Below are 24,607 nucleotides of genomic sequence, written 5' to 3' on the forward strand. Positions count from 1 at the left end.
TCCGAATGAAGGCCTGAAACGAATGTCACACGGACACGAACATCACGGAGAGGAACACGGCCACGGGCCGAAGGTTCTTCCTGCATCGCTCGCCGCGCCCGAGGAGGCCATCAAGGCCTGGCGGATGCGCCTGCTGATCGTCGGTGCGCTCGCCGCCATCGTCTCTTTGCTAGCGTTCTCGTGGACCCACGAGGGCCGCAACCATCTGCTGCGCGGCTACCTCCTGGGGTTCATGATCTCCTTCGGCTTTGCCGGCGGCGGTCTGGCAATGCTGATGCTGCAATACGTCTCTGGCGGCAAGTGGGGCCTTCTGCTGCGTCGCCCGCTGGAGGCGATGTCGCGCACGCTCAAGCTGGTCGCGGTGCTGGTGATTCCTGTGCTGGTACTGATGAAGCATCTCTACCAGTGGGCTGCTTTCCCGAACGCGGCAGCAACGGCCGAGGCGCACGCCAAGGGCCTGATGACCCTGGAGCAGATGCTGACGGCAAACGCCAAGCACGCGATGCTCAGCCCGGCCTCCGCGATCGGGCAGACGATCGTGATCTTCGGCGTACTCGGTTTCATGGCGTACCTGCTCAACAAGTGGTCGCTGCAACGCGATGCGGACCCCCTGGCGGGCACGCAGGAGAGCTTCGATCGCTGGCGCATCAAGTTTGAGAACCTCTCGGGCATCGGCATTCTGATCTACGTGATTCTGCTGACCGACGGCGCGATCCTCTGGATCAAGTCGCTGGACGTCACCTGGTACTCGTCCATCTACGGCCTTCAGTTCCTGGTCGGTCAGGGCTACCAGGTGCTGGCGCTTGGCATCCTGTCGGTCGTCCTGCTCTCGCGCTTCCAGCCGATGAAGACGCTCTTGCGCGTGACCGAGCAGCACGACCTGGGCAAGTTCCTCTTTGCCTTCGTCATGCTGAACATCTATCTCTGCTTCGCGGAGTTCCTGATCATCTGGTCGGGCAACGTGCCGGACGAGATTCCCTGGTACATGGCGCGCATTCAGGGCGGATGGTGGGTCATCTGCTCGCTGGACTTCATCTGCCATTGGCTGATTCCGTTTGTGCTGCTGCTGTCGCGCGACCTGAAGCGGAACAAGACCAAGATGATCTGGCTGACCTGCTGGATGATCTTCGCCCGCTGCCTGGACATGTTCTGGCTGATCGAGCCGAACTTCTCGGATGCGGCTGGCAATCTGCACATTACGAACAACATTGGAATCCTTGCCTACATTACCGTTCCTGTGGCTGTCCTTTCGGTATGGGGTGCTTTCTACCTGACCGAGTTGATGAAGCGTCCGCTGATGAACGTGAACGACCCGCACCTGGAAGAGATGCTGGAGCCCGAACATGCCCACTAACGATCACGATCTGAAACACGACCCCCACGCCCATACGCCGGAAGAACCTGGCTACGAGGTATCGGACGTCAACGTCAACGGGGTCATCGTCTTTGTCACCGGTCTATTCGGCTTTCTGGCGGTCTTCTTCGTCGTCTGCTTTGTGCTGGGCAAGCTGATCAACGGAACGCTGATCAAGTCCGACGGCCCGGTGGACAAGTGGCACCAGCTTGCAGGCGTGAAGACGACGCGCGAGCGCGAGAATCTGACCACCAATCCCGATATGGAGCAGAGGGTCCTGCAGCAGGTGTCGAAGACCTTCCCGGAGCCCCGTCTCGACATGGACGACGGCAATCAGGCGACGGCCGACCTCCACTCCCGCGAAGACCTGATGCTCGATTACTACTCGTCGACACCGGGCCAGGACGCGATCCGCATCCCGATCAGCCGCGCGATGGAGCTGATTGCCCAGCGCGGCCTTCCGGTTCACGCCGAGCCTGCCGGCAGCGGCACGCTGATGGCGGGAGAAGAAGAGCCTGTGGTGCAGGCCCCTCTGACCGACGGATTCGCAAGAACGGGATACGAGCAGCAGGTGATCGAAGCCCGCAAGCAGAAGATGGACTTCGGCAAGGCCCAGGAATCGGAACACGCTGCATTGGTTCCTGTGAAGTAAGAAATAAATGCGGCAAGGGTTGAAGATGAGCGATTCGATCACAATTCGGAGAATGGCAGGAAGAGCGGCGAAAGCTGCCCTGGCCTGCGCTGTCTTGTGTGCTCCTCTGTTTGCGCAGGTCGCAGGTTACGGTGACAAGCAGACGGGCGAGAACTCCGGCGACCAGCTACCGCAGGTGCTGCAGCGCGTCGGCGTAACGCAGAAGCTGAATCAGCCGCTTCCTCTTGATGCCGAGTTTCTGGATGAGACGGGCAAGACGGTCAGGCTGGGAGACTACTTTGGAAAGCGTCCCGCGATCGTGACGCTGGTCTACTTCAACTGTCCGATGCTGTGCTCGGAGGAGATGGACGGTCTTGCCAGCGCACTGGAGATGGTGAAGCTGACGCCGGGCAAGGACTTCGACGTCATCGTCGTCTCGATCGACCCGAGTGATACGCCCGAGGCCGCCGCTAAGAAGAAGGAGTTCTACCTGAAGCGCTATGGGCGGCCGGAGACGGCGGCCGGGTGGCACTACCTGACCGGGCAGCGTCCTTCGATCGACCAGGTAACGGAAGCGGTTGGCTTTGGCTATGTGCGCGTTCCGGGGCCGGACGGCAAGCTGACGCAGTTCGCCCACGCCAGCTCGATTGAGATTGCGACGACCGACGGCAAGCTGGCGCAGTACTACCTCGGCGTGGAGTACTCGCCGAAGGACATTCTGCTGGGGCTGATTGAGGCCTCGGACAACAAGATTGGATCTCCGGTAGCGAACATCCTGACCTATTGCTATCACTACGACCCGCACGCCAATAAACACTCGCTGCGGATCGCCCGCGTTGTGCAACTGGGCGGTATGGTCACGATGGCGGGTCTGGGAGGCTTTATCTTCCTGATGTTCCGCAAGGACGCGAAGCTCGGACGAGACCACGATTTGACGAAGAAAGAGAATGGATAAAGGGTAACGATGCATATCAGTCCCGTACTGTGGCAATTCCTGATGAAGTGGCTGACGAACTCCGCGCTGTTTCCGCGCGAGGCGTCTACGATCGCGCCGTATGCCGACGCGCTCTACTTCTTTCTCCTGTTGATTACGGTTGTCGGCCTCGCGCTGGTGGGTACGCTTGTCTTCGGCTTTGCACTGCGGTATCGCAAGGACCGCAACCCCGTTGCAACGCAGGTGGAAGGCTCGACCCTGCTTGAGGCGACGTGGACGATCATTCCGTTGGCACTGTTCCTCATCGTCTTCGTGTGGGGCGCTCTGCTGTACTTCCGCATCTACAACCCGCCGCCCAATGCGATGAACATCTATGTCGTCGGCAAGCAGTGGATGTGGAAGGCCGAGCATCCAGGCGGACAGCATGAGATCAACGCGCTGCACGTTCCTACGGGGCAGCCCGTTCAGTTGACGATGATCTCGCAGGACGTCTTCCACAGCTTCTCGATCCCGGACTTCCGCGTGAAGCGCGAGGTCATCCCGGGCCGCTACTCAACGGTGTGGTTTGAGGCGACGACGCCGGGAACGTACCACATCTTCTGCACGCAGTACTGCGGCACGAACCACTCGGCGATGATCGGCGAGGTCACGGTGCTGACGCCCGAGGACTACAAGAAGTGGACGGAGGGCTCGACCAGCGGCATGTCGCTGGCTCAGAACGGCGAACGACTCTTTGCCAGCATGGGCTGCAATGCCTGCCACTCCGGCAACGCGGCTGCTCGCGGACCGAGTCTTGCTGGCGTCTATGGATCGAAGCTGAAGCTGGCGAACGGGTCTGAGGTTCTCGTCAACGAGGCCTATCTCCGCGATGCGATTCTGAATCCTTCGCAGCACGTTACGGCGGGCTATGCCCCCATCATGCCCACCTACCAGGGGCAGATCAGCGAAGAGGGTCTGATCGATCTGGTGGAGTATCTGAAGTCCCTGAAAACCAACTATCGTGTCCAGCAGACGCTGACCACGTCGGAGTCGAATAACCAGGCGGCTCCCGCAACACCAGAGGTGGTGAAACCATGAGCGCAACCAGTTCAACCATCGTCAATCTCCCTGACCAGAAGACGGCCACGCTTCCGAAGAAGAACTATATCAATGCGGAAGACGGTCTGCTGAGCTGGCTGCTCACGGGCGATCACAAGCGTATCGCGATGCTGTACCTGGTCTCGATCACGTTCTTCTTCTTTATCGGCGGCGCGTTCGCCGGCCTGATCCGACTGGAGTTGCTGACGCCGCAGCCCGATCTGGTGGCTTCGGACACGTACAACAAGCTCTTCTCCATGCACGGCATCATCATGGTCTTCCTGTTCCTGGTGCCCTCGGTGCCGGCGACCATCGGAAACTTCGTGATCCCGATCATGATCGGCGCCAAGGACCTTGCGTTCCCGAAGGTCAATTTGCTGAGCTGGTACCTGTACATGATCGGCGGCCTGTTCACGATGGCTGCGCTGGTGCTTGGCGGAGTCGATACCGGATGGACCTTCACCACGCCGCTCTCGACCCACTACCTGAACACGCATGTGGTCACGGCGGGTCTGGGAGTCTTCATCATCGGGTTCTCGTCGATCTTTACCGGCCTGAACTTCATCGTCACGATCCACCGCATGCGCGCTCCGGGCATGACCTGGTTCCGCTTGCCGCTGTTCGTCTGGTCGAACTATGCGGCCTCGATCCTGATGGTGCTGGGAACCCCGGTTCTGGCGATCACGCTGGTGCTCGTGGTGCTTGAGCGCACGATCCACATCGGCGTCTTCGACCCGACGCTGGGCGGCGACCCTCTACTCTTCCAGCATCTCTTCTGGTTCTACTCGCACCCTGCCGTGTACATCATGATTCTTCCCGGCATGGGCGTCATCTCGGAGATCATCTCGACCTTCAGCCGCAAGCGCGTCTTCGGCTACTCGGCGGTTGCGTTCTCCTCGGTGGCGATTGCGATCTTCGGCTTCTTCGTCTGGGCGCACCACATGTTCATCATGGGCGTGTCGAACTACTCGGCGCTGGTCTTCTCGCTGCTGACCATGCTCGTTGCGGTTCCTTCTGCGATCAAGGTCTTCAACTGGTCGTTCACCATGCAGAAGGGCTCGATCACCTTCGAGACCCCGATGATGTATGCCTTCGGCTTCCTCGGCCTGTTCACCATCGGCGGCATGACGGGCGTCTTCCTCGGCGCTCTGGGCATGGACATCCATCTGACCGAGACCTACTTCATCGTGGCGCACTTCCACTTCGTGATGGTGGGAGGCATGCTGATGGCGTTCCTCGCAGGCGTCCACTTCTGGTGGCCGAAGATGACGGGCCGCATGTATCCGGAGTCGCTGTCGAAGCTGGCTGCGGTGACGACCTTCATCGGCTTCAACCTGACCTTCCTGCCGCAGTTCATCCTGGGCTACCTCGGCATGCCGCGCCGGTATCACTCGTATCCGCCGGAGTTCCAGGTGCTGAACGTACTCTCGACCGCAGGAGCGACGGTGCTTGGCATTGGCTACATGCTCCCGATGATCTACCTGGCCTGGTCGCTGAAGTATGGCGCGATCGCGGGCAACAATCCCTGGCAGGCGACGGGCCTCGAGTGGCAGATTCAGTCGCCGCCGCTGACCGAGAACTTTGTTGAAACGCCCGTGATCGACTACGAGGCTTACGACTACGAGTGGCTTGCCCACAAGACGGAACAAGAGGTGACGACCGTTGGATAACGCGATCGCAGTAGCATCCGATACTCACGCAGAGGAGCATCACCACGCCGCTCTGCCGCAACTCCGTCACCACTTCGAGACGGAGGAGCAGCAGCGCGAGGCCGGGACGTTCGGCATGTGGCTGTTCCTGCTGACGGAAATCATGTTCTTCGGCGGAATGTTTTTCGCCTATCTGCTGTACCGCAACTGGTACTACGATGCCTTCGTCGTGGCCTCGAACCAGCTCAGCATTCCGCTGGGAGGCACCAATACCGCGGTGCTGATTACGTCGGGCTTCTTCATGGCGCTCGGCGTGTGGGCGGCCGAGGTGCGCAAGAAGGGCCTGCTGGTGCTCTTCCTGGTTCTCACGATCGCCTTCGGCGCGGTCTTCCTTGGCATTAAATATGTCGAGTACCACGAGAAGTGGGAGAAGCATCACGTCCCCGGCGCGAGCTTCGACATCAAAGAGTTCGTCAATCCCCATGCGTATGGTCTGAATGAGAAGCCGCTGCCTCCGGATATGGCGCAGAAGACGCAGATCTTCTTCTCGCTCTACTTCGCGATGACCGGCATGCACGCGCTGCACATGATCATCGGTATCGGGCTGCTGTTCTGGCTTCTGGCCAGGGCGCAGCGAGGAGACTTCAGCTCGGGGTATGTGGCGCCGATAGAAAACTTCGGGTTGTACTGGCACTTTGTCGATATTGTGTGGCTGTTCCTGTTCCCGCTGCTATATCTCATCAACCGCCATCCCGTTTAGCCAGAGAAGCGCGCAGCCGCTCGACGGCTGCGGAGGAGAAGAGAACAAGTGTCTGAACATATTCACGATCCCGCAAACATCACCAACCCGGAGCACGCGGACCATCACATCGTCTCGCCGCTCCAGTACACCTATGTGTTTGTCGCGCTTCTGGTGGGGACCATCCTTACGGTGGTTGCAGCCAAGATCGAACTGGGGATCTTCAACCCGATCGTGGCGCTGGCCATTGCATGCACCAAGGCAGTGATCGTCATCCTGTTCTTCATGCACGTCTATTATCAGTCGAAGCTCATCAAGCTCACCGTCGCATCGGGCTTCCTGACCTTCCTGATCCTGATCACCATGACGCTGAGCGACTACATCACGCGCGCATGGGGACTCTGGTAAGAGAGTTTTTGTTTCAAACGATAATGCGGCCCTCGGGCCGCATCTTTTTTGGTCGCTTTGTGACGTGTATATCCTCTTCGGGTTGCTGCTCCCGTTGGTCGCTGGAAGAATTCTCACGCCAGCGAGAGGCCCAGGGCAAAGCCGGTATAGAAGTCACGAAGTGGCCGCCGCACGAGCAGGGCGTACTCTGGCTTAATAAGGGTTGGGCTGGTTGCTGAGGATCTCCTTGCCGCCGCTTTGCATCAGCAGGTAGGTCTTCCCGGGGAGCTTAGGCAGCGGCTCGCTCACATCCTGCCAGAGGAAGACGCGGTGAATGTCGCTCCACTTCAGTCGCAGCGTGTTTGAGTCATCGAAGATTGGCGGAGCATCGGAGAAGAAGCTGCCGTACCAGAGGTTCGAGCTGCGTCCCTCAAAGATGTGAATGTCGCTTCGGTTCAAATAAAAGCCGAGCGAGCTGCCGGCTTCGTACTCGCCGTGGATAACGATGATGTCGTCCGGCTTGAGGCCGGCTGCGATGGCATCGGCCAACTGCTTCGATGTCAGTACAGGGGAAAAGATCTGCAGACCGAGATGCGCAGCTATCAGAAAGCCGAACGCCCCCGCAGCCAGCCACAAGTTCGCAAGGTGCGGCCTGTAGCTCTTTCGCAGCAGCCATGCGATCAGTGTTCCGCCGAAGAGAGCGACTGCTGCAATAATGAGCGGCTTGCGGAAGGCTCCCATCGCCTGCGCGTTGAGGTCGAGGAAGTGGCCGAAGGAGAGAGCGTACTCGCCGGGGTTCTGCTGTAGCAGCGTTGCAAGATCGATGTTCGGCCCCGGTGGTTGCGCGTGGAAGACGAAGAAGAGCGCCGCCAGTGCGGCGAGCGATCCAAAGGCCAGCAGTACGGTGGCGATGCGCTGGCCGGATACGACGAGAGTGTCGGGAATGCTGAAGGACTCAGCCTCGTTCGCCTCGCGCATCAGCCACGCGGCAATCAGCAATATCAGCGCAGGCAGCGAGGGGAGCACGTAATACTCCTGCCGCGTGGAGAGCGAAAAGAAGAGCAGCGGTACCGCAGCCCAGATGCCAAGCAGCAACACGGTGTTTTCTTCCGGCGTGAGTGACACCACGTGGCGCTCAGGATTGATCCTTGTCTGCAACCATCTCCATCGCGCGAATAAAGGTGAAGCAGCAACCGCCGCGCGTACTTCAATCTGCGAGACGGCGTGGAAGAGGAAGGCGCTCCACGGCATCAGCCAGATGAGGAGGAGCCCCCAGAAGAGTGCCAGCGGAACGGTGTCGTAGTCGCGCGGCACTCGCAGGTTGAGGTAGCGGAGAAGGTGTTCGTTGACGAAGTAGAACCACGTCCAGCCGTGGACGTTGCCATCGCCTGGTTGCGGCACGATCCAGTGTCCATGCGTGAAGGTGATGCTGCCGGGGTCTCCCTGCGACGGGTTCGCAAGGCCGATCAGGATGTGCCACGGCGCCGCGATCAGCAGGAAGATCGCCGCGCTGGTGAATGGGTGGCAGCGCAGGATGCGGGCGAAGGCCCCGCGCCATCCGCGTGTGACGACGAGGTGTACGGCGACAATCCCGACAGGGAAGACGACACCGATGAGGCCCTTGGTGAGAACGCCGAGAGCGCAGCAGGCGGCGAATCCGAAGCAGGGCAGGCGATCGGGTTGTTGCTGTTGCTCGGTGATCCAGAAGCAGAGGATCGCCAGCGCGAGCCAGAGGCAGACCATCGCGTCGGGGATGGTGATGCGGGTGAAGATGAAGATACCGAAGCTCGAGAGCAGGATGATCGCAGCGTAGAAGCCCGCGCGTGTGGACTGGAAGGCGCGGCGAGCGAAGCATTCCAGCGCCAGCGCCAGTGCGAGCACGGTAAGGGCCAGCGGGAAGCGCGCGGCAGAGGTATTCACGCCAAAGGCCTTCATGCTGGCGGCCATCGACCAGTAGAGCAGAGGCGCCTTTTCGAGGTAGCGGATGCCATTAGCGTAGAGCGTGACCCAGTCGTGGCGCAGCAGCATCTCGCGCGAGACCTCGGCATGGACGGAGTCGGCGTCGTCGAGCAGCGGCGGCGCCAGCAGGGCGAATGTGGAATACAGGAAGAACCACAGTGCGACGACAATCAGGCGATTGCGTCGTGTTGGCGTGTACTCGAGAGGCACATCACAAGTGTATGGGCGGCAGCGGATATGTACGGAGATTCGCGGATAAAAAGCTGTAGCTCCGTCGCCTTCGAGCGACCCCAGTCGAGGTAACCATGCGGACTTAGGACTTTGCCCGCGGGCCTCTGCGCCAAACCGCGGTCCAGTTTGTGTAGACTCAGGCTTACTGCCGATGCGCGATCTCGTTCAACTCAACTCACAGGCTCCGGGGCCGCCGGCGGAGCTGATCTTCGGCGACTGGTACCCGGCGCTGCGCTCGCGTGAGCTGCGCGCGGGGAAGATGACGACAGCGCTTCTGCTCGGCGTTCCGCTGGTGTTGGGGCGGAAGCGCGACGGGCGGCTGTTCGCGATGCGCGATCTCTGTCCGCATCGCGGCATTCCGTTGTCGGCGGGGTGGTTCGACGGAGCGAATGTGCAGTGCAAGTACCACGGCTGGAAGTTCGAGCCGTGCTCAGGGCAGTGCCAGGAGATCCCTTCGCTGACGTCGCACGACGGGCTCGAGCCGGGAAAGATCTATGCCGGCGCGTATCCGTGCGAGGAGCGCGACGGTTATGCGTGGGTGTATATGCCGGAAGCAGGTACAGGAAGGTCACTCGGCGAACTGCCTCCGGTGCCGGAGCTGCCGAAGTTTTCGGCGAAGTATCGTTCGGCGCATCTTGTGGCCGACCTGCCCTGCAACGTCGACCACGGCATCATCGGCCTGATGGACCCGGCGCACGGTCCGTTTGTGCACCAGGCGTGGTGGTGGCGCAGCCGCTCGAGCATTCACAAGAAGACGAAGCACTTCGAGCCGATTGCCCAGGGCTTCAGGATGTCTTCGCATGCTCCCAGCGCGAACTCGGCTCCTTATAAGTTGCTGGGAGTTTATGGCGAGCTGATTACGACGACGATCGACTTCGTACTGCCCAACCGCCGCTATGAGACGATTCGCGCGGGCGCAAAGTGGTTCTCCAGCCTGACTACTGTCACGCCGGTAACGGCCTCCACGTGCAGGATCGATGTGCTTGCCGCGTGGAACGTCTTCTACCATGTTCCATTTGTAACTTCAATCGCTACATACTTTGGCGGGAGGTTCGTCGGGCAGGACCAGCAGACGATGGTCGAGCAGGCCCAGGGGCTGAGGTATCACCCAGGGCTGATGCTGATCGACGATGCGGACAAGCCGGCGAAGTGGTACTTCGCTCTGAAGCAGGCGCGGCTCAAAGGAACGGGTGAACATCCCCTGACGGCCCCGGTGACGTTGCACTGGCGCAGCTAGCGAACTTGAGGTCGGGTGTTGGACAGGTCTCCCCGGTGAACTTGGCGCGATAGGTGATGGGCCAAATATGCTGAATGTCTGTTGCAAGGAGCGAGTCTGATGGATTGTCGTCGCAAGCTGGCTGTTTTGTTTTGTTGTGTGTTGTCTGGCGGAGCGGCCTTCGCTCAACAGCCGGCGATGATGTGTCACGGCGGAGAGATGACGGGCGAGATCAAATCAGCCGAGACTCTTCCCGCGCCGGTAAAGATGGAGGGGCTGGGCAACAGCTCGCTTGCGATCACGGCGGCCAACGATGAGGCGAAGATGTGGTTCACGCAGGGACTGAACCTGCTGCACGACTTCTGGGACTACGAGGCGGCGCGAGCGTTTGAGCAGGCGGTGCGGTCGGACCCGAAGTGCGCGATGTGCTATTGGGGGCTTTACCAGGCCGCGAGTTTTCGCGGCGGCGGCGTGGCCTGGGGAGACGATGCGCTGAAGAAGGCGAAGGCGCTTTCGGGGCACGCAAGCAAAGCGGAGCGGCTCTACATCAAGGCCACTGTTGCGGACAGCAAGGAGAAGGCGGCGCGGTCGAAGCATGGCCCGAATACGGGCGGTGGCGGCGACGAGCCCTATAAGGACTCGGAGGAGACGAAGGTCCTGCGGGAGCTGGTGCGGAACTACCCGAACGATGTGCAGGCGAAGATCTACCTGGCCGAGTCGATGATGAACGGCTTCGACAAAAAGGGCGGGCCGAAGGCGGGTACGGCGCAGGGGCAGGCACTGCTGGTGGAGATACTGAAGGAGCATCCCGACGACTCGGCGGCGAACCACTACTGGATTCATGCGGTGGAGCCGGGGAACCATCCGGAGCTTGCGCTCGAGAGCGCGAAGAAGCTGGGAGCGCTGTCGCCGGCCTCGGGGCACATGGTGCATATGCCGGGGCACATCTTCTACCGCACGGGAGACTACGAGACGGCGCGCGTGTCGTTCGAGGACTCGATGCATGTGGACGAGGCGTACATGAAGGCACAGCAGGTGACCGTGGCCAACGACTGGAACTACGTGCACAACCTGATGTACCTGATCGCGAATTTGATGGAGGCGGGACGGATCGCGGAGGCGACAGCGATCTCTGCGAAGCTGACGAATGCGCGAGGAACGGCGGGAGGGACGCTGTACCGGCAGACGCCGCGCGACGGGCTGACGCGGCTCAACGTGGAGCTGCCGGTGCTGTTGCGCGCGGGCGAATGGAAGGCCGCGACGGCGGCGCTTGAGCAGAGTGCGCCTGACGCCGGGCTGAAGAACCTGGCCGGTCTGCGGCAGGCGATGCTCGGCTACACGCGAGGGATGCTGGCGCTGGAGCATGGCGGCGTGAAGGCGGCGCGCCAGTCGGCCGACGCGCTGGAGGCTTACGTGAAGGCGCAGCCCGCGGCCGACGCGGATGCGATGCCCGGGATGCCGATGTCGTACACGGCGAAGGACGCGATGGCGAAGCCGCTCCACAGCTTTCTCGATGTCGCGTCGATGGAGCTGACGGCGAGTGTGTTGCTGGCCGAGGGGCGCGGCGTCGAAGCGGATGCGATGTTTACCAGGGCGGCGGATGCCGAGCGCGCGCTGGGCTATCGCGAGCCGCCGATGTACATACGTCCCGTGGGCGAGACGCGCGGCGACGCGCTGCTGCGGGCGAGCCGATACGACGAGGCGAAGGCGGCGTACGAGTCTGCGTTGAAGGAGCGTCCGAACTCAGGGTATCCGCTGTTCGGGATGGCGCAGGCGGACGCGGCTGCGAAGCATCGTCAGTTGGCCACGGCGGAGTATGCGCGCCTGCTTGCGGTGTGGGCCAATGCGGATGCCGACCTGCCGCAGGTGCAGACGGCCCGTGCCTGGATCGAAGGCCAGGCGGCGAGCGGTCAGTAGAGCGCGTGGACGCAAGGAAGAGGGCGTAGAGTATCCTGTTGCGCGAGCGAGGGAGAGAGCGATGGCGCATACTCCGGCGGAACGGCGGGAGCAGGGGCAGCAGCGGCGCAAAGTGATGCCGCGTGTGGACCATGCGGCCTGGAACGCGACGCTGCGGCGCGAAGATCCGATTCGGCTGATGCAGGCGTCGATGCGTGGGCGTGTGTCGAAGCTGGTGGCGCTGAAGTATGAGCGGATGGCGGCCTCGCCGTTCGGGTTTTTTCGCGGCGCGGTGCCGGTGATGGCCTACGACCTGTCGCTGATGAAAACTCCGGGGATCGCGGCACAGCTCTGCGGCGACGCGCATGTGCGCAACCTGGGAGCGTACGCTGGGCCGGACGGCAGGCTGGTCTTCGACATCAACGACTTCGACGAGACGATCGCGGGGCCGTTTGAGTGGGACGTGAAGCGGATGGCGGCGAGTCTGATCGTGGCCGCGCGTGGCTCGCATATGCGGGAGATGGACTGTCGCGAGGCATCGCAGGTGTTTCTTCGGCAGTACCGGGTGACGATGCTGGCGCTGTCGAGACTGCCGGTGCTGGAGATGGCGCGCTACCAGGTGCATCGGTTGCGTTCGGTGACAACGGTCGACGGAATTCTGCGATTGGCGCAGCGGGCTACACCGGCGCATACGCTGGAACAGTTGACCGAGGTTAGACAGGGAGTGGCCAGCAAAGCGAAGTCCGGCAAAGCGGGGCCGGGTAAAGCGAAGCGATCGCAGCATGAGCAGAGAGTCTTCAAGGCGCTGCCTCCGGTGTTGACGCGGGTGACGGGAGCGATGGCGAAGAAGGTGATCGCCTCGCTGGAACAATATGCGAAGACGCTGCAACCGGAGAGGAGAGTGTTTCTGGCGCAGTACAGGCCGCTGGATGTGGCATTCAAGGTGGTGGGGACGGGCTCGGTGGGGCTGCGCGACTACTGTGTTTACATGGAAGGTAATGGAGCGAAGGACCCTCTGTTTCTGCAGATCAAGGAAGAGGCGGAATCGGGGTATGCGTCGTATGCGGGGAAGGTAACGGGCCTGCGTGCCGTGCCGAAGGGGGAACATCAAGGTAGGCGCGTGGTGGATGGGGAGCGCGCGATGCAGTTGCAGTCCGACCCGATGCTGGGATGGACGACGCTTGATGGCCGCGAGTACCTGGTGCGGCAGTTGAACGACCACAAGGCTTCGATCAATCTGGACGATCTGACGCCGGATGGGCTTATGGAGTATGCCGAGGTGTGCGGAGAGCTGCTGGCGCGCGGACACGCGCGGTCGGGGGGCTGCATGGAGATCGCGGGTTATCTTGGGCGCTCGACTCGGTTCGACGACGCGGTGGCTGCCTTTGCCACGGCCTACGCCGACCAGACGGAGGCGGACTGGGAGACGCTGGTGACGTGGAGGAAAAGCCACGGAAAGGCTGTGACGAAAAAAAGCAACCTCGCCGCGCATCTCCACTGATCCCCGGTGCCCGTTGCCGGGTCTGGTGCCTCCCACCGTAACGCTTACGTAACTTTCATGTAGGATGCTTGCTGCTTATGGACAAGCGAATTTTAGGCGGCGTAATCTTCTGCGCGTGTGCGGCTGTGACGATGAAAGCACAGGATGCTTCGGTGAATCCCTACATACAACTGATGGAGAAGGCAGGTGCCCATGCGAAGGCGTATGGGGCGGTGCAGCCTGTGCTGTCGCCGGTGGATTCGACGGTGCTGAACGGCGCGGTCCCGGTGAAAGAGTTGCAGGCCAAGGGCTTCAAGATCGTTCCGTGGACGACGAATGAGCGGGAGAAGATGCGCGCGCAGATCCGCCTGGGTGTCGACGGATTAATTACGGACAGGCCTGATCTGCTGCAACAGGTGCTGAAGGAGGAGCGCGCGGCGGCGACGACAGAGGCGCAGAAGAAATACCTCGCGCGGTTCGATGTGACGGCGCATCGCGGCGGACGCGGTCTGCGGCCGGAGAACACGCTCCCTTCATTCGAGAGCGGGCTCGATCAGTTGACGACGACGCTGGAGACGGACACGGGCGTGACGACCGACGGTGTTTCGCTGATCTGGCACGACCAGTTTCTGAACCCGGAGAGTTGCCGCCGCGCCGACGGCAAGCCGTACACGCTGGAGAACCGCATCTTTATCAAGGACATCTCGAGCACGGAGGCGCAGAAGACGTTGATCTGCGACAAGGTGCACTTCGGCGATGCTCAGAAGAACGACCTTGCGCTGTCGCCGGTTGCTGTGGCGTTTGCGAAGAAGGAAGGGCTGATCAGCCCGTATGTGCCGACGTATGCGGCGCAGTTATTTCGCTTCGTGAACTTCTACGTGGAGTACTACCGCACGGGCGCGGGTAAGGGCGACGCGCACGCGAAGGAGCGGGCCGGCAATGCGGCGCGCGCGCGGTTCAACATCGAGACGAAGCTCATGCCTGAGGGGATCGCGACCGATGAGGAGCACCGCAATCACACGGTTGGGCCGCAGGCGTTCGTCGATGCGCTATGCGGAGCTATTGTGAAGAACGGAATGACGCAGCGCGCAGAGGTGCAGAGTTTCGACTACAGGACGCTGGTTCTGGTCGAGGAGCAGTTCCCGAAGATTCCAACGTACTACCTGACGTCCAGTCCCAAACTGCTCTCGAGCCCCATGGTTCCCGAGTCGTTGCGGGTCATCAGCCATTAAGGGCGAACGCTGCCCTTGATCTCCTGGAGGTTTGTATAATGCAACGGGTCGATTCATCGTCAAGTCACAACTTCGTCATCGCATGTACACAGGGCGGGATTAGCCTTGCTTCCATGCGTAAAACTTTCTCTTTGCTGGCACTCGCGCTGGCGTGCCTCGTTCTGTTGCCTGGGCGCGCCCTGGGGCAGTACGAGAACGGCAGCATTGTCGGCTCGGTGCACGACGCCTCGGGCGCGGTCGTTCCGGGCGCAACGATCAAGGTTACCAATATCGCGACGGGCGTGGTCAGCACGCGCCAGTCGAACGACAGTGGCGACTACGAGGTTCCGGCGCTACGCGTGGGCCAGTACAACATCGAGATCAGCAAGACAGGCTTTGCACTGGCGCGAGCGCACGATATCTCCGTTTCGGTAGGGGCGCGGCAGAGAATCGACCTGACGCTACAGGTCGGTGAGACAAGCACGACGGTTGAGGTGACGGGCGTGTCGTTGCAGGTGGAGACGGACACCAGCCAGCGCGGCCAGATCGTGACGCAGTACCAGACGGCGGCGCTGCCGCTGGTAAGCCGCAACTACTCCGACCTGATCGGCCTGACGACGGGCGTGCGGCAGACGACGCAGTCCTACTCGAGCACGTCGAACACGGGCCTGACGCGCGAGGGATCGTTCAACGTGAACGGCCAGCGCTCGATCTTCAACAACTTCCTGCTGGACGGCATGGACAACAACGCCTACGGCGAGTCGAACCAGGGCTTCTCGAACCAGATCATTCAGCCGGCGCCGGACTCGATCGCGCAGTTCCAGGTGGTGACGAACAACGAGACCGCGGAGTACGGCCGCGCGTCGGGCGCCGTGATCAACGTGGCGTTCGCGCAGGGCGGCAACAAGTTGCATGGGCGCGTGTACGAGTTCATCCGCAATACCGACCTGAACGCGACGGGCTTCTTCCGTCCGCCGGGAGGCAAGAAGCCCAGCTACAACCGCAACCAGTTTGGCGGCAACATCAACGGTCCGATCATCAAGGACCACCTCTTCTACTTCCTCGACTACGAGGGCTTCCGCCAGGTTCGCAAGCAGATCTCGACGGCGACGCTGCCGACGCCGAACCAGCTCGCGGGCAAGTTCTCGAAGACAGTCTACGATCCGTATGACGGCACGGCATACGCGGCGGGAACATCGATCCTGAACGCGCCTCACATCTCGCCTTCGGCGCGGACCATCGCCGGTCTGATTACGCAGCTTAATCCCGGCACCGCATCGACGAGCAACTTCACGACGTTCCAGCGCTCGAACAACTATACGGACAAGGGCGATCTGCGGCTGGACTACACAATCAACTCGAAGAACACGGTCTTCGTGCGCGCTTCGCAGTTGAAGACGAACGCGACGGACTTCCCGATCTTCGGGCTTCCGCTGGACGGCAGCTCGAACGGCAAGCAGCGCATTCTCGACCAGCAGCTTGCAGGCGGTTATACGCGCGTGATCAGCTCCAATCAGCTTCTGGATGCGCGTGTCAGCTTCTCGCGCACGCGCGCCGGCAAGTATTCGCTCTCGATCGGCACCAACCCCGGCTTTACGTATCCGGGACTGCCGACCGACCCGACGGTCGCGGGCGGCATCCCCGGAATCAGCATCACGGGCTTCTCGGCGCTGGGACGGCAGACGACGAATCCGCAGTTCCAGAACCCGTCGCTGTTCAACCCCAAGGTGAACTACTCGTGGGTGATCAGGAACCACTCGCTGAAGGCGGGCTACGAGTATCAGCAGATGTGGATGGACGTGCAGGACACAAACCCCCTGTACGGCAGCTTCACCTTCGCTGGAGGTTACAGCCGCAACTACAAGGTTGCGCCGCTTGAGACCTCGACGAGCGACAACACCTTTGCGGACTTTCTTTGGGGGGCTTCAAGCGCGTACTCGTTGTCGAGCTACTTTGTGGCGCAGCTTCGCAATCGTTCGAACTTTGCCTATCTGCAGGACGACTGGAAAGTCTCGCCCAAGCTGACCGTGAACATCGGCGTGCGCTACGAGTACACGACGCCTTACTGGGAGGAGAAGAACCGGCAGTCGAACTTCAACCCCGCGCTCGCGGCATCGAATCCTTTGGGCGCGATGGTACCGGTGACCTCGACGAACAACAGGTACGGCTATGAGCCGGACCGCAACGACTTCGCTCCCCGCATCGGATTTGCCTACGCGGTCGACGATAAGACGGCGCTCCGCGGCGGTTACGGCATCAGCTTCTCGCACTATGATCGCGCGGGCTCGGGCAATGTGCTTGCGATCAATCCTCCCAGCGCGCTCTTCGTGACGGTGACGCAGGCCGCTCCGAACGCGGGCGGAAGCGCGGCGACCTACAACCCGATCGACAATGGCTTTCCCGGCAACACGCTCGGGTTCAATCCGATCACGGCGAACGTAGCGTACATCGACGGCAGCCGCTATCGCGACAGCTACGTGCACAACTATTACCTCGACATCCAGCGCAGCTTCGCGAAGAACATCCTGTTCGACGTGGCCTACGTCGGCAATCATGGCTTGAAGCTGTTGCAGTTCGGCAACTACAACCAGGCCGACCCGAAGGTGATTACGAACAACAAGTTCACGCGGCCGATTTCGACCTACGGCGACATCACGATCGCGTTGCACGAGGCGTACTCGAACTACAACGCGTTGCAGGTGCGCTACGAGCAGCGCATGGTTGCGGGTCTAACGCTGCTGAACTCGTTCTCGTGGTCGCACGCGCTGGACAACGCGGGTGCTTCGCTCGAGGCGAACACGCCTTCGATGCAGGACTATCGCAACCCTGCGGGGGACTACGGACAGTCGGAGTACAACCAGCCGATCGTGAATACGACGTCGCTGGTGTACGAGCTTCCGTTCGGCCGTGGACGGCACTTTCTGAACACGGGCGGGATCGTGAACCAGGTGCTGGGACAGTGGCAGGTCTCGGCGGTGAACCAGGCGATGAGCGGCTTCCCGTACCAGGTCACGTATACGCCCCCGACGGCCAACCAGGTGTCGGGCATCTCGGCGAGCTATCGCGGGCAGAACCTGTATCGTCCGAACCGCGTGGCCGGTCAGCCAATGAACTCGCTGGACAAGTCGAAATCGACGGGTACTGCATTGCAGTACACCAATCTCGCGGCCATCTCGCTGCCGACAAATCCAATCAGTACTGTCAACGGCGTCCCAGTAAGCCCGTTCGGCAACATGGCACGCGACCCTGGCCGCAGCCCCATCTTCACGACGCTGAACCTGGCGTTCAACAAGCGCTTCGATACTCCGGTCGAGAGTCTGAAGGTGGAGTTCCGCGGCGAGTTGTATAACGCCTTGAACCACACCAACTTTACGCAGCCCGGCAGCGGCATCGGAATCTCCGGCGCCAACCTGACCGGCGGTACGATCACCAGCACGTTCGATCCGCGCATCGTTCAGTTCGGCGCGAAGGTGCTCTTCTAAAGACAAATTGCATCGGGAGCGCGCCGGTGGCTTCGTGCCATCGGCGTTCTTCTCTTTAAGACAACTACAATCAAAAGAATGGCTTTGACATTTGAGATACACGCGACGGCCGGGGGCGGTGGCCGCAGAGCAGCTCTGACGTTGCCGCATGGTGTCGTGCAGACGCCGGTCTTCATGCCGGTGGGGACTGCGGCGAGCGTGAAGACGGTGGAGCAGGGCGTCCTGGAGAAGATAGGGCCGCCAAAGGCTGACGGTACTCCGCGCGGTGCGGAGATCATTCTTGCGAACACGTATCACCTGTACCTGCGGCCCGGACACGAGCTGATTGCGCGGCTCGGCGGTGTGCACAAGTTCATGAGCTGGGAGCGGCCCATGCTGACGGACTCGGGCGGCTTCCAGGTCTTCAGCCTGAGCAGTCTGCGCAAGGTGACTGAGGACGGCGTGGAGTTCCGTTCGCATCTCGATGGATCGAGGCACTTCTTCTCGCCGGAGCACTCGATCGACGTGCAGATCGCGCTCGGAGCGGACGTCGCGATGGTCTTCGACGAGTGCGTGGAGACGCCTGCGAGTTGGGAGCGCACGAAGGAGTCGATGGGACTGACTCATGCGTGGGCGCAGCGCTCGAAAGACCACTTCGAAGCGAACAAGCATAAGGTGCCGTGGTTCTCAGAGCTTGAAGAGAAGACGCAGAATCTCTTTGGCATCGTGCAGGGAGGCATGTATGTGGACCTGCGCAAGGAATCTGCAGAGCATCTGGTTGCGATGGACCTTCCGGGATATGCCATCGGCGGGCTTGCTGTGGGTGAGCCGCGCGAGGTGACGCGCGAGATGATCGCGCGCACGCTCGAGTGGTTGCCGAAGGACAAGCCGCGCTACGTGATGGGTGTGGGCTACCCGGATGAGATCGAGGAGTACGCGAAGATGGGCGTCGATATGATGGACTGCGTGCTGCCCACACGCGCGGGTCGCCACGGTCTTCTCTTCACGCGCGCGGAAGACGGCAGCGTGGTGCGCATGAACATCAAGCGCAAGGAGTACGCCGAAGACCAGGGTCCCATCGATGCGACGTGCGGCTGCATGGTTTGTGCGCGGTACACGCGGGCTTATCTGCGGCACTTGTTTGTTGCGGGCGAGCCGTTGGGGCTCACGCTGAACTCGATCCACAACCTGCACTTTTATCTGGCGACGATGGACCGGGTGCGGGCGGAGTTGGTTGGCTAGCGAGTTGCTCGCGCGGGCAACCAACCGATATCTATCGTTCCAGAATAAAGTGTCACCAGTTAGGGGAAAGAGTTATTCGCCGGTAGACCGTCAGGGCAGCTTCAACTCTTCCGGGTCGCGCCCCAGCGTAATCGACAGCGCTTCGACGACGAGGTTGTGGTCTTGCCGTTGCGGCAGGCCGGAGACGGTGAGCGCGCCGACGATGCCTGTGCCCGCAACGTGGATAGGAAAGCTGCCGCCGTGGCAGGCGTAGTCGGCGTCGTGTAGCGAGTACTTTTCGGCGAAGGTGATGTTGTTCTTCGCGAGGAAGAGGCCGAGCTGATAGGAGCTGCGATGGAAGCGCGCGACGACGTTCGCCTTGCGTTCAACCCAGCGGGCGTTGTCGGGCGTGGTGCCGGCCAGCGCGCAGTAGAAGAGCTGCTGGTTCGGCTGGCCGAAGCGGCGGATGTCGATCACGATGGACTGATTGCGCTGGACGGCGAGCTCGCGCACGAGGTTGCCGAGCTTCCAGGCGCCGTTGTTGTCGAAGTGCGGCAGGCGCAGCTCGGCCTCCTGGTGGATGACGCGGGAGAGATCGTCGTGGGCGGTTGCGGTCATGGGGTGATGGTTCCTCTCTTCCTAAAAAAGCCTATACGATGTGACGGAACAACTTCGTCTGCGCGGCAACTATTCATAGAATTATCTGCGAACACTTCTGGAGGACTTTCCCTTGGCCATGAATCGCAACTTCTCTCAAACGATTTTGATCGCGGGGTGCCTGGTCGCACTCTCCGCTTCGGCGCTGGCGCAGGACCCCTTGCATGCATGGGCCGAGGGAGCAAATCCGGCGGGCCTTGAGACGTGGGTCAACGCGCGTCTTGCCGCGGCGCAGGCCGACATCGACAAGGTGACGGCGGTGACGGAAGCGCACACGGTCGCAAACACGGTGCGTCCGTATGACGAAGCGTTGAACCAGTTGTCGCTGGCTGGCAACGAAGCGTACCTGATGTACGCCGTGGGCGATGCCGCTCCGCTGCGCGACAAGGGGCAGGCGCTGGTGGCGAAGATCTCGTCGGTATCGACGGACCTGAGTTTGAACCAGAAGGTGTACAAGGCGCTGTTGGCTGTCCCGCTGCCTGTAAACGATGCGGCAACGAAGCACTACGTCGAGCGCGCGCTGCTGGAGTACAGGTTGGCCGGCGTCGACAAGGACGATGCCACGCGTGCGAAACTGCGCAAGTTGCAGGACAAGATCACGGAGCAGTCGCTGGTTTTCGGTCGCAACGTTGCCGATGGCAAGCTCGAGGTCAAGGCGACGAAGGCCGAGCTGGATGGCCTGCCCGCGGACTATATCGCCCGCCACAAACCCAACGCCGACGGCAGCTATACGCTGAATACTGACTCGCCCGACTCGACGCCGGTCTTCAGCTTTGCTAAGAGTGCGGAGCTTCGCAAGCGCATGTACCTGGCGTACAACCAGCGCGCCTATCCGAAGAACGTAGCTGTGCTGAAGAGCATTCTTGAAGCGCGGCAGGAGCTGGCGACGACGCTCGGCTACAAGACCTTCGCCGACTTCGCGATGGCCGACCAGATGATGGGCTCGGCGAGCAACCTGAAGACATTCCTGAAGCAGGTGGACGACACTTCGCGCGGCATCGGCGACAAGGAGTATCAGATGATGCTCGCCTATGCGCAGACACAGCAGCCGGGTCTGAAGAACATCTCCGCCGCGGACGGAAACTACTGGGCTGAGCAGTATCGCCGCGCGAAGTACGACTTCGACGCGCAGAGCGTGCGCCCCTACTTCCCCTATACGCAGGTGCAGGAGGGAATCCTGACGACGGCGGCGCATCTCTTCCATGTGGAGTTCAAGGCCGTTCCCGATGCGAAGACGTGGGACGCGTCTGTCTCCACTTATGACGTCTTCGATGCCGCGTCTGCCGATCACAGAAAGCTAGGGCGCATCTACCTCGACATGCACCCGCGCGAGGGCAAGGACAAGTGGTTCTCGTCCGCGCCGATCGTTCCCGGTATCAAGGGCAGGCAGCTACCTGAGGGCGCGCTGATCTGCAACTTCTCCGGGGGAATTGCGGGAGGCGATCCCGGACTGATGGAGTACTCCGAGGTGGTGATCTTCTTCCACGAGTTCGGCCACCTGATGCACCACATCCTCGGTAGCCAGGGGCAGTGGTCGAACGCCGGCGGCTTCAATGTTGAGGGCGACTTCGTCGAAGCTCCCTCGCAGATGCTCGAGGAGATGTTCCGCGACCGCGGCATCCTCTCCGCATTCGCCAAGGACTATAAAACCGGCGCGGTAATTCCCGCAGCGCTCGTGGAAAAGATGAACGCCGCTGGCGCCTATGGGCGCGGACGCTGGGTGCAGGCGCAACTGCTCTACTCCACGTATGCGCTACAGGTGCACAACCAGCCGCCAGACGGGATCGACTTCGACAAGCTGTGGAAGGAGGACTTCGAGCGCTTCTCGCCACTGACGTTTGTCGACGGCAACCGGTTCTATGCGAACTTCACGCACCTGACCGGCTACTCGTCGAACTACTACACGTACATGCTCGACAAGGTGATCGCCGTCGACTTCTTCGCGCAGTTCGACAAGAACAACCTCCTAGGGGGCCCGGCGGCGATGCGCTATCGCAGGTCGGTGCTGGAGCCGGGAGCGGCGAAGCCTGCGACGCAACTCGTCAAGGACTTCCTCGGGAGAGAACAGAGTCTCGATGCTCTGAAGTCGTGGATGAACGAGGAGTTCGAGGCGAAAGGCGCGAAGAAGGCCGTCGGCAAGTAGAGTCTTCTGTGTAGCCACAAACCCGGGTGCCCCATCTTCGACCGCCGAAGGCGGGCTAAGGTGGGTATCGTGCGAAGCACGATCCGTCGTTTCAGAGTGTGGAGAGTGTCGGGATTTTCGCTGCCGCGAAAATTGCCCACCTTAGCGACGATAAAGCCGTCGCGAAGATGGGGCACCCGACCCCGACCAGAACTTCTCCTCTCATACCGCTACACTTGAGAGGATGCAGCTCAGGACAGTAAGAGCCACGCAGTACGTCACTGCTCTCCGCGAGGGAGGGAGTCTGCCCGCCATCGTCGCGGCAGACGACCTCGGCCTGTACGTGCTTAAGTTTCGAGGCGCGGGGCAGGGGCCGCTTGCGCTTGTGGCGGAGCTTGTTGCCGGAGAGATCGGCCGCGATCTGGGGCTGAATGTTCCTGAGCTTGTCTTCGTTGAAGTCGATGCTGCGCTGGGACGCAACGAGCCCGATCAGGAGATCCGCGACCTGCTCAAGGCGAGCGTGGGGCTGAACCTTGCGCTCGATTATCTGCCGGGATCGACGATGTTCGATCCTGCGGCGGGCGATGCTGCCGACGCGAAGACGGCGTCGATGGCGGTGTGGTTCGATGCCTTCGTGATGAACGTCGACCGCACGCCACGCAATGCGAACCTGCTCTGCTGGCACAAGGAGCTTTACTTCATCGATCATGGTGCAGCGATGTATGTCCATCATGATTGGGCCACGATGATCGAGCGTGCGGAATCTTCGTTCCGCGAGGTGAAGCATCACGTGCTTCTGCCGTGGGCCACGAAGCTGAAAGAGGCGGACGAGCAGGCCCGCACCACGCTGCGCCCGGATCGCGTCGCCGAGATACTCGAAGCCGTGCCCGACAAATGGCTCATGCGTGACGACGACGGTATCAACGCAGCAGAGAAGCGTGTCGTCTACCTGGACTTCTTCTCGCGGCGGCTTGCCGCTTCCGCTATCTTTACCGAGGAGGCGATCCGTGCCCGTACCCAGCTCGTTTGATTATGCGGTGGTGCGCGTTGTGCCTCGCGTCGAGCGCGGGGAGTACATCAATGCGGGCGTGATCGTCTTCTGCCTCGAACACAAGTTCCTCGAAGCGCGAGTCGTCGTCGACGAACGGCGTCTGAAGGCGCTGTGGCCCGAGGTCGATGTCGAACTGGTGCGGCGGCATCTTGAGGCGGTTCCGAAGATCGCGGCGGGAGATATCTCCGCAGGGCCGATCGCGAGGCTTGCACTGCGCGAGCGCTTCCACTGGCTGGTCTCGCCGCGCAGCACGATCATTCAGGTTTCGCCCGTGCATACGGGTCTGTGCGAACAAGGCCCGGGAGATGCGATGGAAGAGCTTTGGCAGCGGCTGCTGGATCGCCCCTCCTCCACATCCCTTGGCTAGAGCCTTTTCCTCGCAGGTGTAGTCTTCATCGCCGGAGGCCCGTCACATAACAGCCCAGGCCGATAGGCCCAGGTACGCTTAATCGCTCTCCCTGATGGCGCGTTCCGCAAGGTCTTTGCGAAAGAAGTTATTCAGCTCGGCGAAGGGCGCTGCGCTGTCGAGTCCCTCCATGGAGCTGTCGCGCGCCATCATCGTTGCGGCGCGGATGAAGCCGCCCCATGCCGCGCGCGCGAGGGCGGAGCCTACGCTGACGCGGCGAACGCCGATCCCGGCAAGGTCATTAAGCGAAAGACCGCGGCTTGAGGCGAGCAGCACGTTCACCGGCTTCGGACGAACGGCGGCGACGATGGCCTCGACCTCCGCGCGGGTGGCCGCACCGGGAGCATAGAGCACGTCGGCGCCTGCCTCGGCGTAGGCGGTCAGGCGGCGGATGGATTCGTTGAGTGTATCGGGGCAGTTGACCAGGAAGCACTCGGCGCGCGCAGTGAGCAGGACGCCTGAGTGGCCGATGGCCTCGCGGGCGGCGCGGATGCGTTCGACGGCGAGCGGGAGATCGTAGAGCGGCTTGCGCGGGTCGCCGGTGGCGTCTTCTATAGAGAGACCCGCAACTCCAGTGGCCACGCACAGCCGGACGTTCTCGGCGACCTCAATGGGGGAGTGCGCGTAGCCGGATTCAAAGTCGGCGTTGATGGGCAGGGCCTCGCCTGGGCCATCGACCGCAGCCACGATGGAGCGAATATGCTCCAGCGCAACGTCGCGCGGTACGGCCCAGTCGGCATCGGGAAGCCCCCGCGAAAAAGCCAGCCCGGAGCTGGTCGTCGCCAGCGCCTTGAAACCCAGCGAGCGCAGATACCGCGCCGTGCCAGCGTCCCACGGGTTCGGGATGACGAAGAAGCCGGATTCATGCAGCTTGCGAAAGGTGGCCCGCCGTGCGGCGAAGGCGTCTGGATTCATCTGCCTGATT

The 24,607-nt window shown here is 61.6% G+C and carries 19 protein-coding genes; 16 read left to right on the plus strand and 3 right to left on the minus strand.

From position 1 onward, the window contains the following. Window positions 1-22 precede the first annotated feature (22 nt). Genes JSS95_09960 through JSS95_09990 form a run of 7 tightly spaced genes read left to right on the plus strand, consistent with a single transcriptional unit; the run spans window position 23 to window position 6,792 of the window. Window positions 23-1,354, plus strand: a complete 1,332-nt coding sequence (locus JSS95_09960; protein ID MBS1800138.1) for a hypothetical protein — start codon at window positions 23-25, stop codon at window positions 1,352-1,354. Then, the gene (locus JSS95_09965) at window positions 1,344-2,006 is read left to right on the plus strand and encodes a hypothetical protein (protein ID MBS1800139.1); all 663 of its coding nucleotides are present in this window, start codon (window positions 1,344-1,346) and stop codon (window positions 2,004-2,006) included. The genes JSS95_09960 and JSS95_09965 overlap by 11 nt, the downstream gene beginning before the upstream one ends. Before the next feature lie 52 nt (window positions 2,007-2,058). Then, window positions 2,059-2,940 carry an SCO family protein gene (locus JSS95_09970; GenBank protein MBS1800140.1) on the plus strand — a complete coding sequence of 294 codons (882 nt, stop codon included), beginning with the start codon at window positions 2,059-2,061 and terminating at the stop codon, window positions 2,938-2,940. 9 nt (window positions 2,941-2,949) lie between these two features. Further along, window positions 2,950-3,996, plus strand: coding sequence for a cytochrome c oxidase subunit II (coxB, locus tag JSS95_09975; GenBank protein MBS1800141.1), 1,047 nt, complete (start codon window positions 2,950-2,952; stop codon window positions 3,994-3,996). Then, complete coding sequence (locus tag JSS95_09980) at window positions 3,993-5,666, plus strand: cbb3-type cytochrome c oxidase subunit I (GenBank protein ID MBS1800142.1); 1,674 nt, start codon at window positions 3,993-3,995, stop codon at window positions 5,664-5,666. The genes coxB and JSS95_09980 overlap by 4 nt, the downstream gene beginning before the upstream one ends. Before the next feature lie 4 nt (window positions 5,667-5,670). Next, window positions 5,671-6,405, plus strand: coding sequence for a cytochrome c oxidase subunit 3 family protein (locus JSS95_09985; GenBank protein MBS1800143.1), 735 nt, complete (start codon window positions 5,671-5,673; stop codon window positions 6,403-6,405). Window positions 6,406-6,453: 48 nt separating this feature from the next. Further along, on the plus strand, window positions 6,454-6,792 hold the full coding sequence (locus tag JSS95_09990; GenBank protein ID MBS1800144.1) for a cytochrome C oxidase subunit IV family protein: 339 nt from the start codon (window positions 6,454-6,456) through the stop codon (window positions 6,790-6,792). 192 nt (window positions 6,793-6,984) lie between these two features. On the opposite strand, the gene JSS95_09995 is transcribed toward JSS95_09990, so the two are convergent. After that, complete coding sequence (locus JSS95_09995; protein ID MBS1800145.1) at window positions 6,985-8,940, minus strand: phospholipid carrier-dependent glycosyltransferase; 1,956 nt, start codon at window positions 8,938-8,940, stop codon at window positions 6,985-6,987. 172 nt (window positions 8,941-9,112) lie between these two features. Here JSS95_09995 and JSS95_10000 point away from each other — a divergent pair, with 172 nt between their 5' ends. From JSS95_10000 to tgt, 6 genes are all read left to right on the plus strand, one after another. Next, window positions 9,113-10,198: a Rieske 2Fe-2S domain-containing protein gene (locus JSS95_10000; GenBank protein MBS1800146.1), complete on the plus strand. Its 1,086-nt coding sequence runs from the start codon at window positions 9,113-9,115 to the stop codon at window positions 10,196-10,198. Window positions 10,199-10,297: 99 nt separating this feature from the next. Next, window positions 10,298-12,094 carry a hypothetical protein gene (locus JSS95_10005; GenBank protein MBS1800147.1) on the plus strand — a complete coding sequence of 599 codons (1,797 nt, stop codon included), beginning with the start codon at window positions 10,298-10,300 and terminating at the stop codon, window positions 12,092-12,094. A 61-nt stretch (window positions 12,095-12,155) separates the two neighbouring features. Next, entirely contained in the window at window positions 12,156-13,574 is a 1,419-nt protein-coding gene (locus JSS95_10010; GenBank protein ID MBS1800148.1) for a DUF2252 domain-containing protein, read from the plus strand. Window positions 13,575-13,651: 77 nt separating this feature from the next. After that, window positions 13,652-14,785, plus strand: coding sequence for a glycerophosphodiester phosphodiesterase (locus JSS95_10015; GenBank protein MBS1800149.1), 1,134 nt, complete (start codon window positions 13,652-13,654; stop codon window positions 14,783-14,785). Window positions 14,786-14,898: 113 nt separating this feature from the next. After that, complete coding sequence (locus JSS95_10020; protein MBS1800150.1) at window positions 14,899-18,246, plus strand: TonB-dependent receptor; 3,348 nt, start codon at window positions 14,899-14,901, stop codon at window positions 18,244-18,246. A 78-nt stretch (window positions 18,247-18,324) separates the two neighbouring features. Then, the gene (gene tgt, locus JSS95_10025; protein MBS1800151.1) at window positions 18,325-19,467 is read left to right on the plus strand and encodes a tRNA guanosine(34) transglycosylase Tgt; all 1,143 of its coding nucleotides are present in this window, start codon (window positions 18,325-18,327) and stop codon (window positions 19,465-19,467) included. Window positions 19,468-19,557: 90 nt separating this feature from the next. On the opposite strand, the gene JSS95_10030 is transcribed toward tgt, so the two are convergent. Continuing rightward, window positions 19,558-20,064: a heme-degrading domain-containing protein gene (locus JSS95_10030; protein MBS1800152.1), complete on the minus strand. Its 507-nt coding sequence runs from the start codon at window positions 20,062-20,064 to the stop codon at window positions 19,558-19,560. A 118-nt stretch (window positions 20,065-20,182) separates the two neighbouring features. Between JSS95_10030 and JSS95_10035 the strand changes: the two genes are divergently transcribed. The 3 genes from JSS95_10035 to JSS95_10045 all read left to right on the plus strand — a co-directional run bounded on the left by JSS95_10035 (window position 20,183) and on the right by JSS95_10045 (window position 23,643). Beyond that, window positions 20,183-22,246: a Zn-dependent oligopeptidase gene (locus tag JSS95_10035; GenBank protein MBS1800153.1), complete on the plus strand. Its 2,064-nt coding sequence runs from the start codon at window positions 20,183-20,185 to the stop codon at window positions 22,244-22,246. Between the two features lie 223 nt (window positions 22,247-22,469). Beyond that, window positions 22,470-23,255, plus strand: coding sequence for an aminotransferase class I and II (locus JSS95_10040; protein MBS1800154.1), 786 nt, complete (start codon window positions 22,470-22,472; stop codon window positions 23,253-23,255). Beyond that, window positions 23,233-23,643 (plus strand): DUF3037 domain-containing protein, encoded by a 411-nt coding sequence (locus JSS95_10045; protein ID MBS1800155.1) that lies wholly within the window; start codon window positions 23,233-23,235, stop codon window positions 23,641-23,643. The genes JSS95_10040 and JSS95_10045 overlap by 23 nt, the downstream gene beginning before the upstream one ends. 78 nt (window positions 23,644-23,721) lie before the next feature. Here JSS95_10045 and JSS95_10050 read toward each other — a convergent pair whose 3' ends face one another. After that, complete coding sequence (locus JSS95_10050) at window positions 23,722-24,597, minus strand: isocitrate lyase/phosphoenolpyruvate mutase family protein (protein MBS1800156.1); 876 nt, start codon at window positions 24,595-24,597, stop codon at window positions 23,722-23,724. Window positions 24,598-24,607: the final 10 nt, after the last annotated feature.

The sequence above is a fragment of the Acidobacteriota bacterium genome, from assembly GCA_018268895.1.
Classification (GTDB): Bacteria; Acidobacteriota; Terriglobia; order Terriglobales; family Acidobacteriaceae; genus Edaphobacter.